This is a genomic window from Pseudomonas campi, assembly GCF_013200955.2.
In the GTDB taxonomy this organism is placed as follows: domain Bacteria; phylum Pseudomonadota; class Gammaproteobacteria; order Pseudomonadales; family Pseudomonadaceae; genus Aquipseudomonas; species Aquipseudomonas campi.
This window is the reverse complement of the sequence record NZ_CP053697.2, coordinates 3537213-3548271: the sequence shown is the minus strand read 5'-3', so window position 1 is coordinate 3548271 and position 11059 is coordinate 3537213. Positions and strand designations below refer to the sequence as shown.

At 65.9% G+C, this 11059-nt stretch carries 10 protein-coding genes; 7 read left to right on the top strand and 3 right to left on the bottom strand.

What is annotated here, in order from left to right; genetic code table 11:
• Positions 1-43: 43 nt before the first annotated feature.
• Positions 44-361: a Rieske (2Fe-2S) protein gene (locus HNE05_RS16465; RefSeq protein ID WP_173209337.1), complete on the bottom strand. Its 318-nt coding sequence runs from the start codon at positions 359-361 to the stop codon at positions 44-46.
• A 222-nt stretch (positions 362-583) separates the two neighbouring features.
• Complete coding sequence (locus tag HNE05_RS16460) at positions 584-2896, bottom strand: TonB-dependent hemoglobin/transferrin/lactoferrin family receptor (RefSeq protein ID WP_173209335.1); 2313 nt, start codon at positions 2894-2896, stop codon at positions 584-586.
• A 225-nt stretch (positions 2897-3121) separates the two neighbouring features.
• Here HNE05_RS16460 and HNE05_RS16455 point away from each other — a divergent pair, with 225 nt between their 5' ends.
• The 5 genes from HNE05_RS16455 (at position 3122) to HNE05_RS16435 (ending at position 7919) form a co-directional block, all read left to right on the top strand.
• A complete protein-coding gene (locus HNE05_RS16455) occupies positions 3122-4195 on the top strand; it encodes a hemin-degrading factor (protein WP_173209334.1) in 1074 nt (357 codons plus the stop codon).
• A gap of 11 nt (positions 4196-4206) precedes the next feature.
• On the top strand, positions 4207-5100 hold the full coding sequence (locus HNE05_RS16450; RefSeq protein WP_173209332.1) for a heme/hemin ABC transporter substrate-binding protein: 894 nt from the start codon (positions 4207-4209) through the stop codon (positions 5098-5100).
• Positions 5097-6134 carry a FecCD family ABC transporter permease gene (locus HNE05_RS16445; protein ID WP_420826974.1) on the top strand — a complete coding sequence of 346 codons (1038 nt, stop codon included), beginning with the start codon at positions 5097-5099 and terminating at the stop codon, positions 6132-6134. The genes HNE05_RS16450 and HNE05_RS16445 overlap by 4 nt, the downstream gene beginning before the upstream one ends.
• A complete protein-coding gene (locus HNE05_RS16440; RefSeq protein WP_173209330.1) occupies positions 6134-6901 on the top strand; it encodes a heme ABC transporter ATP-binding protein in 768 nt (255 codons plus the stop codon). The genes HNE05_RS16445 and HNE05_RS16440 overlap by 1 nt, the downstream gene beginning before the upstream one ends.
• 136 nt (positions 6902-7037) lie before the next feature.
• On the top strand, positions 7038-7919 hold the full coding sequence (locus HNE05_RS16435) for a ChaN family lipoprotein (RefSeq protein WP_173211711.1): 882 nt from the start codon (positions 7038-7040) through the stop codon (positions 7917-7919).
• A gap of 74 nt (positions 7920-7993) precedes the next feature.
• Here HNE05_RS16435 and algW read toward each other — a convergent pair whose 3' ends face one another.
• A complete protein-coding gene (algW, locus tag HNE05_RS16430; RefSeq protein WP_173209328.1) occupies positions 7994-9136 on the bottom strand; it encodes a Do family serine endopeptidase AlgW in 1143 nt (380 codons plus the stop codon).
• Between the two features lie 113 nt (positions 9137-9249).
• Between algW and HNE05_RS16425 the strand changes: the two genes are divergently transcribed.
• Both HNE05_RS16425 and cysD read left to right on the top strand, forming a co-directional pair.
• The gene (locus tag HNE05_RS16425; protein WP_173209325.1) at positions 9250-10008 is read left to right on the top strand and encodes a Nif3-like dinuclear metal center hexameric protein; all 759 of its coding nucleotides are present in this window, start codon (positions 9250-9252) and stop codon (positions 10006-10008) included.
• A gap of 132 nt (positions 10009-10140) precedes the next feature.
• Positions 10141-11058 (top strand): sulfate adenylyltransferase subunit CysD, encoded by a 918-nt coding sequence (gene cysD / locus HNE05_RS16420; RefSeq protein WP_173209323.1) that lies wholly within the window; start codon positions 10141-10143, stop codon positions 11056-11058.
• Position 11059 lies beyond the last annotated feature (1 nt).

Here is an 11059-nt window from a genome sequence, read left to right as displayed (position 1 = left end):
GGTGGCGGGTGGGCTGGTGGAAAACGCTGCGCGGTTTTCCACCCTACGGCTTGATCCAGATACCGTCGTGGTCTTCCCGGCACTCCACCGCCTGCAACGCCTGCCCCGCACAGGGCCCGGTCAGGCATTCGCCACTTTCTATAAGGAATAGCGCGCCGTGGTGGGCGCACTGGAGCAGGCTGCCGCTGGCGTCGAGAAAATCGTCGGCGCGCCATTCCAGGTTCAGGCCGCGGTGCGGGCAGCGGTTGCGATAGACATAGACGCGGCCGTCGCGGCGTACCGCCAGCAATGCCAGTCCATCAATCGAAAAGCCCCGGCTCTGGCCTTCGGCCAGCTCATGCGGGGCGCATAGAAGTTTCATGGGGATCTCCACGCCAAGGCGGGGATTATCCCGCATGGGCGTGGCGATGGGGTAGGGCGCGCGTCCTTGCGCGAACAGCTGGGCTTTTAATCCCCTCTCCCGTTTACGGGAGAGGGTTAGGGAGAGGGTATGGCCCTTGTTTCCTTTGGCCCGGCCCTCTCCCCCGGCCCCTCTCCCATGAATGGGAGAGGGGAGCAAAGCGCGCTTTAGCGTGCCTGCTACTCAGTACTGCCAGGACGCCGAGACGCGGAAGCTGCGACCGGCTTCGCTGTAGTAGTCGTCCGGCTGGGTCAGGCTGCCGGTCGGTACGTTCAGCGCGTTCCAGTACTGCTTGTCGAGCAGGTTGAACAGGCCGGCCTGGAACTTCACGCCATCCAGTTCGGCCGGCTGCCAGTAGCCGCTCAGGTCGACCACGCCATAGCCGGGCGCCTTGAAGTCGCCGTCGTTCTCGACCTGGTTGCGTGCGGCCGCCGCGCGCAGCATCAGGTCGGCGCCGTAGCGTTCCTGTTCGTAGCTCAGGCCGAGCAGGCTGGTGAGCGGTGCCACCGAGCTGAGGCGCTGGTTGCTTTCACGGTCCTCGCCGTTGGCCCAGGCCAGCGAGCCCCAGACTTTCCAGTGCGGCACGAACTCCCAGTGGGCGGTGGCTTCGGCGCCGTAGATCTGCACCTTGGCGCGGTTCTCGGTACGGGTCACGCCGTAGGGGTAGTTGGCCGGATCCAGGCCGAGCCTGGCGATGGTCGCGGCGTCCAGGGTGACGTCGTCATCGATGAAGTTCTTGTAGTGGTTGTCGAACAGACTCAGCGAGCCGCCCAGTTTGTCGTTGCCCAGCTGCGCACCGATCTCGTAGCCGTTGCTTTCCTCGGGCTTGAGGTCGGCGTTGCCGACGCGCAGGTAGCTGCCTTCGGCGCCGTAGTTCATGTACAGCTGGGTCGCGTCGGGGGCCTTGAAGCCCTGCGCCCACTGGGCGTACAGCAGCACTTCGTCAGCCGCCTGCCAGGTAGTCAGCAGGCTGGCGGAGAGTTTGTGGTCCTTGCTGGTCTGCAGGGTGCCGCTGTTCGCCGGGTTGATGTTGTTGCTGAAGTCGCGGGTCGCCTGCGGGTCCTGCTGATAGGCGTCGTAGCGCAGACCCGGAGTCACCTTGACGCGGCCGTCGGCCAGGCTGATTTCATCGCTGACATAGAGTGCCCACTGGCTGCCCTCGGCCTTGGGCATGTCGGCCTGGTTGGTGTGCAGGAAGTCGCAGGCGGTCGGCCCCATGTACATCGGATGACTGGGGTCGATGGTGAAGCCCGGGCAGTTGTCGTAACCCTCGGAGACCTGTTCGGTGTTGATCTGGTACAGCTCGCCGCCGAGGGTCAGCTTGTTCGCCAGGCCGGCGATTTCGAGGGTCTTGCCGATGTCGCCGGATACCCCGTACAGCTCCTTCTCGATCTGGTTGTCGCGGCCGAAGGCGCCGCTCGGGTATTTGTACGGGTTGCCCGGCAGGCCGAAGAACAGGAAGTCGGGAATCCCTGCACGCGAATCGCTGAGGCTGCGGATGCCGGTCTGGTCGTCATGGCGGCGCAGCTTCTGCCAGTAGGCGATGGCATGGGCGCTGTCGATCAGGCCGTTGCTATCTTCGGCCAGGTACTCGTAGTCGGCGGACAGGCGCTGGCGCTTGTTGTGCTCGACGGTACTGTTCTCACCCTCCAGGTAGGTGCTGCCCTGGTTGGTGCGGCTGTCGATGTCGTTCTCGCGCTGGAATATCTCGCCGGTGAAACCGAGCTTGTGGCCGCCGTCGAAGCGCTGCTGCAGTTTGATCAGCAGGCTCTGCTGCTCGGTGTCGGCCGGGTTGGCAGCGGTGCGCGCGGTGCCGTAGAGGTTGTCGTCGCCACTGCTTTCCAGTTCATGGCCTTGGCGCTGGCCAGCCTGCAGCAGCCAGGCGGTGTCCTGCACACGGCCGGCGACGGCGGCATTCAGGCCCCAGCTGTCATCGACGCTGTCGTAGTCGCTCTTGATCAGGCTGCCGAAGTTCTTGCCGCCCTGCAGCAGGTCGTCCGGGTTGAGGGTGAACAGCTGCACCGCGCCACCGAGAGCGCCTGAACCGGCCTGGCTGGAGTTGGCGCCGCGCACGATATCCACCGAGGACAGGCCGTTGAAGTCGATCGAGTCGAGGCCGCCCTGGGCGCCGCCGGTCGGGCCCTGGCTGCGTGCGCCATCGGTCAGCCAGGGTACGCGGATGCCGTCGAGGGTGGTCAGCACGCGGTCGCGATCCAGGCCGCGGATGTTGATGCTTTCCGTGGTGCGGCTGTAGTTCACCCCAGGCTCGGCGCGCCGCCCGAGGTCATCGAAGCTGCGGATCTGCCGCTCTTCGAGGGTTGCGGCGCTGGTGCTGGTGGTGGTCGGCAGGCTCTCTTGCACGGCCGCGCCGGTGATCCGGGTGGCTGCCAGTTCGGTGCTGCTGTCCTGCTTGCCGGTGGTCTGTGCCAGCGCTAGGGCCGGGCTTAGCAACAGCAGCGCCATCCATGGGCGCAGGGCGAAGGGTGGGGTGGACATGCGATTACTCCCGCTGAGTGGCTCTTGATGGCCAGGTGATTTGGCGGGCTGCAAGGTAATGGAAATTCATTATTGAATGCAAATAGTTATCAATAACATTGGAGTTTCATTCTTGTTGGTGTAGTCTGCGCCGACCTGGCGGGTTACCCCTTGCCCGACCATTGCGGTCGGGAGGGGTGGTGCTGCCCCCGCCGTGAACAGACTTCAGATCGAGAAGGACTCGCCATGAACATTGCCAATTCCACTCCTCACACTTCGCCGGCCTCGCTGTATCAGGCCTGGCAGCGCCTGCGCGCCGAGCAAGCCGGCCTGCGTGCCCGCGACGCGGCCGCCAAGCTGGGTGTCAGCGAAGGTGAGCTGACCGCCTGCCGCCTGGGTATCGATGCCGTGCGCCTGCGTACCGACTGGGCCGCGCTGCTGCCGGCGCTCGGTGAGTTGGGCTACATCATGGCGCTGACCCGCAACGAGCATTGCGTGCATGAGCGCAAGGGCAATTACCGCGAGGTGTCGGTGATGGCGAACGGGCAGATGGGCCTGGTGGTATCGGCCGATATCGACCTGCGCCTGTTCCTCGGCGGCTGGGCCAGCGTGTTCGCCGTCGCCGAAGACACCGCGCGTGGCACCCAGCGCAGCATTCAGGTGTTCGACCGCCAGGGCCTGGCCGTACACAAGGTGTTTCTCACCGAACGGAGTGAACTGAGCGCCTGGGCGCCGCTGGTCGAGCGTTTCCGCGCCGAGCAGCAGAGCGCCGAATTGGATCTGCAGGCGCTGGCTGAACGTGCCGCACCGCGTGCCGATGTCGAGGTGGATGTATCCGCCCTGCGTACCGACTGGGCCGCGCTGCAGGACACTCACCACTTCTTCGCCATGCTCAAGCGCCATACGCTGACCCGCACCCAGGCCCTGCGCCTGGCTGGTCGCGAATGGGCCGAACCGCTGGACTGCGCTGAGCTGCCCAAGCTGCTGGAGGGCGCCGCCAGTGGCGAGGTGCCGATCATGGTGTTCGTCGGCAACCAGCACTGCATCCAGATCCACTCCGGGCCGGTGAACAACCTGCGCTGGATGGGCAGCTGGTTCAACGTGCTCGACCCGGAGTTCAACCTGCACCTGAAAACCACCGGTGTGGTCGAACTGTGGCGCGTACGCAAGCCGAGCAGTGATGGGGTGATCACTAGCTGGGAAGCCTTCGATGCCGACGGTGAGCTGGTGCTGCAGCTGTTCGGTGCGCGCAAGCCGGGCATCCCCGAACTTACCGACTGGCGTGCCCTGGCGGAACTCGCCGTGGCCCTGAGCGAATAGGGGGAAGACCAATGTATCCAGGCAAATTCATGGTCGGCGCCTGTGCTGGCCTGCTGTTCAGCTCGGCGCTGGCAGCCGCCGAAGTCTTGCCGCAACGCTGGGTCAGTGCCGGTGGCTCGCTCAGCGAGTGGGTGGTGGCCCTGGGTGGTGAAAGCAAGCTGGTCGGGGTCGACAGCACCAGCCAGTACCCGCAGTCCCTGCGCCAGTTGCCGGGGGTTGGCTATCAGCGTCAGCTGGCTGCCGAAGGCGTATTGGCCCTGCGTCCGGATCTGCTGCTCGGCAGCGAGGAAATGGGCCCGCCACCGGTGTTGGAGCAACTCAAGGCGGCTGGTGTGCAAGTCGAGCTGCTTTCGGCGCAGGCCAGCCTGAACACCCTCGAGCACAACCTGCAGCGACTGGGACAACTGCTCGGTACGCCGCAGCAGGCGCAGGCCAGCATGGATACCTACCGTAAGCGCCTGCAGCGTCAGGCCGCCTGGGTCAATCAGGCGCAACGTCAGCAGCAGGCGCCGCGGGTGCTGATGCTGCTCGGCCATGTCGGCAGCAACACCCTGATGGCCGGTAAGGACACCCTGGCCGCCTGGCTGATTACCCAGGCCGGCGGGCACAACCTCGGCGAGCATCAGGGCTACAAGCCGATCTCCAGCGAAGCGCTGCTGGCGCTGGACCCGCAGGTGGTGATCTTCGCTGACCGCAGTCTTGCCGGGGAGGCTGCGCGTGCCGCCCTGCTCGAACAGAACCCAGCCCTGGCGCAGACCCAGGCCGGCCGTGACGGGCGCCTTCTCGATCTCGACCCGACCCTGTTGGTCGGTGGCCTGGGGCCGCGAGTGCCGGATGCGCTGGCGGTACTGGCGGCAGCCTTTTATCCTTCCGCGCACCCCCTGACTGCCGAAAACCGCCCATGACCGCCATTGTTCGACCCCGTCCACTGCTGATCGGCCTGGGCTTGTTGCTGCTGTTGGCGCTGTGGCTGTCCCTGGCACTGGGCCCGGTCAGCCTGCCGCTGGCCGATACCCTGTACGCGGCGCTGCGCCTGCTCGGCGTGCCGCTGGAGGGCGAGGGTTTGCAGCAGGCCGAGCTGATCCTCGGGCAGATCCGCCTGCCGCGTAGCCTGCTCGGTCTGGCCGTGGGCGCCGTGCTGGCGCTGTCCGGGGTGGCTATGCAGGGCCTATTCCGCAACCCGCTGGCCGATCCCGGTCTGGTCGGGGTGTCGGGTGGCGCTGCCTTGGGCGCGGCCATCGCGATTGTCGGTGGCAGCTACCTGGGCGGCCTGTCGCCAGCTTTCGCGCCCTATCTGCTGTCGGTCTGCGCTTTTGCCGGCGGGCTGGCGGTGACTGCGGTGGTCTACCGCTTCGGTCGCCGCGACGGGCAGACCCATGTCGCCACCATGCTCCTGGCCGGGGTGGCGATGACCGCCATGGCCGGCGCCGGCGTGGGTCTGTTCACCTACCTGGCCGATGACGCCACCCTGCGCAGCCTGACTTTCTGGAACCTCGGCAGCCTCAACGGCGCCAGCTATTCGCGGCTGTGGCCGCTGCTGCTGGTGACGGTCGGCGTGGCCCTGTGGCTGCCGCGCCGGGCGGCGGCGCTGAATGCGCTGCTGCTTGGCGAGTCGGAGGCGCGCCACCTGGGCTTCGAGGTCGAGCGGATCAAGCTGGAGCTGGTGCTGTGTACGGCTCTGGGCGTCGGTGCTGCCGTGGCCGCGGCCGGGCTGATCGGTTTCATCGGCCTGGTGGTGCCGCACCTGATGCGCCTGTTGGTCGGCCCCGATCACCGTGTGCTGCTGCCGGCTTCGCTGCTGGCCGGCGCCAGCCTGTTGCTGCTGGCCGATCTGGTCGCGCGTCTGTTGCTGGCCCCGGCGGAGTTGCCGATCGGCATCGTCACCGCGCTGCTCGGCGCGCCGTTCTTTCTCTATCTACTGGTACGGGGGCGCACCTGATGCTGCAGGCCAACAACCTGGCGGTCCAGCGCGGTCCTTGCACGGTGCTGGCGGATATCGACCTGCAGCTGCGCCCCGGCGAAGTGCTCGGCGTGCTCGGCCCCAACGGCGCCGGCAAGAGCACCCTGCTCGGCGCCCTGTGTGGTGAGCTGGCGGCGGCCCGCGGCGAGGTCAGCCTGGATGGCCGGCGCCTGGCTGACTGGTCCGGGCAGGCACGGGCGCAGCGGTTGGCCGTGCTGCCGCAAAGCTCGACGCTGAACTTCGCCTTCGCGGTGGAGCAGGTGGTCGCCATGGGCCGTCTGCCCCACGCCAGTGGTCGTGTGCGCGATGCCGAGATCGTCGCGGCCGCGCTGCAGGCGGCAGATGCCGCGCACCTGGCGGGGCGCAGCTACCTGGCGTTGTCCGGCGGTGAGCGCCAGCGCGTACACCTGGCGCGGGTGCTGGCGCAGTTGTGGCCGGGCGCGGCGGGGCAGACCCTGCTGCTCGACGAGCCGACTTCGATGCTCGATCCGTTGCACCAGCACACCACCCTGCAGGCGGTGCGCGACTTTGCCGGGCGTGGCGCGGCGGTCATGGTGATCCTGCATGACCTCAACCTGGCGGCGCGCTACTGCGACCGGCTGCTCCTGCTGCAAGGCGGGCGCCCGCATGTGCTGGGCACGCCGGATGAGGTGCTGAACGCCGTCGCCCTGGAGGCGGTATTCGGACTGCAGGTGCTGATCCAGCGTCACCCCGAACGCGGCCATCCGCTGATCGTGGCGCGCTGACTATTTATGTAGCCCGGATGTAATCCGGGAACGGCCCTCCCGGATTGCATCCGGGCTACGACTGGCGATCGGATTGCACCCCGCTGATCGCCAGCAAGCTGGCTCCTACAGTTGTCGATTTGATGAGGGACGAATGATGCGAATCCTGTTGCTCTGCTGTATGGCCCTGCTGGCAGCCTGCCAGTCCCGTGGCGTGCCGCCGCCCGCGCCGATTGCCCCCGAGGGGCGTGATCATCTCCAGCTGGGCCAGATCGCCGATCTTGCCAGTGGCGCGCGGCTGACACCCGAACAGCTGGTCGAGCGCCTGGCCAAGGCGCCGCGGCTGCTGGTCGGCGAACAGCACGACAATCCGGACCACCATGCCCTGCAACTCTGGCTGCTGCGTGAGCTGGCCGCGCGCCGCGAGCAAGGCAGCCTGCTGCTGGAAATGCTCACGCCCAGCCAGCAGGCGCGGGTGGCGGACGTGCAGGCGCAGAGCCGCGCCGGTAACGCGCCGCGCGACCTGATCGGCGCACTGGCCTGGCAGCCAGGCTGGGACTGGTCGCTGTATGGACCGCTGGTCAGTGAGGCGCTGCGCCAGCCCTATCCGCTGCTGGCGGCCAACCTCGAACGCAGCGAGATCATGGCCATCTACCAGCAACGGCCGACGCTGCCGAGCGGTATGGCCACCACCCCGGCGGTGCAGGATGCACTGTTCGCCGATATCCGCGAATCGCATTGCGGCCTGCTGCCGGAAAGCCAGCTGCCAGCCATGCTCGCCGTGCAGCAGCAGCGCGACCGGCGCATGGCCGAGCGCCTGCTGGCCGCGCCGCAACCGGCGGTGTTGCTGGCCGGGGCCTTCCATGTGCGCAAGGATCTGGGTGTACCGCTGCACCTGAGCGACCTGGGCACCGCGCAGGGCAATGCGGTGCTGGTGCTGGCCGAAGTCGGCAAGACGGTGGCGGCGGACAGCGCCGACTATGTCTGGTACACCGCCGCCATGCCGGCGCAGGATCACTGCGCCAAGCTGCGCCGTTAAGCGCGCTGGCTCGTACGCCGCGGCGTTGTGGCGAATGGCCCAAGAAAAAGCCCGGCATTTGCCGGGCTTTTTCTTTATTCGTTGCTTTGCGGGGGGCGCACGCCGATCTCGGCGGTCAGCTCCAGGGTTTCGCCACCGCGCAGCACGCCGATGGCCACCTTCTCACCGGGCTTGGCACGCGCCACCTGGTTCATCGAGCGGCGCCCGTCGATGGCCGCTTCACCGTCGATGGTCAGGATCAGGTCGCCTGGCTGCAGGCCGGCCTTCTGCGCCGGGCCGTCGCGGTAGATACCGGCGACCAGGATGCCCGAGTGGCTGCCGAGGCCGAAGGATTCTGCCAGCTCCGGGGTCAGCGGTTGCACCTCGATGCCCAGCCAGCCGCGGATCACCTGGCCCTGTTCGATGATCGCCTTCATCACCTCGGTGGCCAGCTTCACCGGAATGGCGAAACCAATGCCCTGGGAGCCGCCAGACTTGGAGAAAATCGCGGTGTTGATGCCGATCAGGTTGCCGTGCGCATCGACCAGCGCGCCACCGGAGTTGCCGGGGTTGATCGCCGCGTCGGTCTGGATGAAGTCCTCGTAGGTGTTCAGGCCCAGCTGGTTGCGCCCGGTGGCGCTGATGATGCCCATGGTCACGGTCTGGCCCACGCCGAAGGGGTTGCCGATGGCCAGGGTGACGTCGCCGATGTTGATCTGGTCGGAGCGGCCGAGGGTGATCGCCGGCAGATTCTTCAGGTCGATCTTGAGCACCGCCAGGTCGGTCTCCGGGTCGCTGCCGATCACCCGTGCCAGGGTCTCGCGGCCGTCCTTGAGCGCAACGATGATCTGGTCGGCCCCTGCGGTGACATGGTTGTTGGTCAGCAGATAGCCTTCCGGGCTCATGATCACCGCCGAGCCCAGGCTCGACTCCATGCGCCGCTGCTTGGGCAGGTTGTCGCCAAAGAAGCGCCGGAAGGTCGGGTCGTCGAGCAGCGGGTGGCTGGCTTTGCTCACCACTTTGGTGGTGTACAGGTTGGCCACGGCCGGCGCGGCCAGGCCCACGGCCTCGGCGTAGGACACCGGGCCTTCCTGGGCGATGCTGTAGCGCGGCGCCTGGCGCAGGTTGACGTCCTGGCTGGGCAGGCCGACCCATTGTGGGTAGCGCTGGATGATCAGCAGCGCCAGCAGCAGGCCAACCACCAGGGGCCAGCCATAGAAACGCAGGGCCTTGAGCATTGAGGGAAAATCCTGAGGGTTGCGAGGGCCTGGGGCGGCCCTTAAGGTGGCGGCATTATAGAGGGGTGCTGCGCCAGAAAGCAGTGCCCGCAACAGCTTGTGAGGATTAACCGATGGCCATCGCACTGCGTACCCTGGTCGAGGAAGCCGACCGCTTCCTGAATGCCGCACGGATCAGTGATTACTGCCCCAACGGCCTGCAGGTCGAGGGCCGACCGCAGGTGCGCCGTATCGTCAGTGGGGTCACCGCCAGCCAGGCGTTACTGGATGCTGCGGTGGAGGCCGAGGCCGACGTGGTGCTGGTGCATCACGGCTACTTCTGGAAGGGCGAGGATGCCTGCATCACCGGGATCAAGCGCCGCCGCCTGCAGACCCTGCTGAGCAATGACATCAGCCTGCTGGCCTACCACCTGCCGCTGGACCTGCATGCCGAGGTCGGCAACAACGTGCAGCTGGCGCGACAGCTCGACATCACCATCGAAGGCCCGCTCGATGCGGATAACCCGAAGATTGTCGGTTTGCTCGGCTCGCTGGCCGAGCCCATGAGTGCGCGCGACTTCGCCCGCCGGGTGCAGGAAGTGCTGGGCCGCGAGCCATTGCTGGTGGAAGGCGCGGGGATGATCCGCAAGATCGGCTGGTGCACCGGCGGCGGCCAGGGCTATATCGACAACGCCATCGCCGCCGGGGTCGACCTGTACCTGACCGGCGAGGCCTCTGAGCAGACTTTCCACAGCGCCCGCGAGAATGGTATCGGCTTTATCGCCGCCGGCCACCACGCCACCGAGCGCTACGGCATACAGGCGCTAGGCGACTACCTGGCACGGCGGTTTGCCGTGGAACACCTGTTTATCGATTGCCCAAACCCCATTTAAAGCGCTGATTCTTCGGGCATAAAACTAGAACCTTTCGATCTAAGTAGCCGCCTGAATAGAAGATGGCGCTGTGCTAGAGTGCGCCCTCGTCCACGGCCCGCCGGCCGTTCACTCCCAGATCTGTGATTAGCCATGCTCGATAAACTGACGCACCTGAAACAGCTCGAGGCGGAAAGTATCCACATCATTCGTGAAGTGGCCGCCGAATTCGACAACCCGGTGATGCTGTATTCCATCGGTAAAGATTCTGCCGTGATGCTGCACCTGGCACGCAAGGCGTTCTTCCCCGGCAAGCTGCCGTTCCCGGTGATGCACGTCGATACGCGCTGGAAATTCCAGGAGATGTACAGCTTCCGCGAGAAGATGGTCAAAGAGTACGGCCTGGACTTGATTACCCACACCAATCCGGACGGCGTGGCGCAGGACATGAACCCCTTCACCTACGGCAGTGCCAAGCACACTGACGTGATGAAGACCGAGGGTCTCAAGCAGGCGCTGGACAAGTACGGTTTCGATGCCGCCTTCGGTGGCGCGCGCCGCGACGAAGAGAAGTCGCGTGCTAAAGAGCGCGTGTACTCCTTCCGCGACAGCAAGCACCGCTGGGACCCGAAGAACCAGCGTCCCGAGCTGTGGAACGTGTACAACGGCAACGTCAAAAAAGGCGAGTCGATCCGTGTATTCCCGCTGTCCAACTGGACCGAGCTGGATATCTGGCAGTACATCTATCTGGAAAGCATCCCGATTGTGCCGCTGTACTTCGCCGAAGAGCGCGAAGTGATCGAGATGAACGGCGCGCTGATCATGATCGACGACGAGCGCATCCTCGAACACCTTACCCCTGAGCAAAAAGCCAGCATTCATAAAAAGATGGTGCGCTTCCGCACCCTGGGTTGCTACCCGCTGACTGGCGCGGTGGAATCCACCGCCAGCACCCTGCCGGAAATCATTCAGGAAATGCTGCTAGCCAAGACCTCTGAGCGCCAAGGCCGAGTTATCGACCATGACTCCTCCGGCTCGATGGAAGAGAAGAAACGTCAGGGGTACTTTTAAT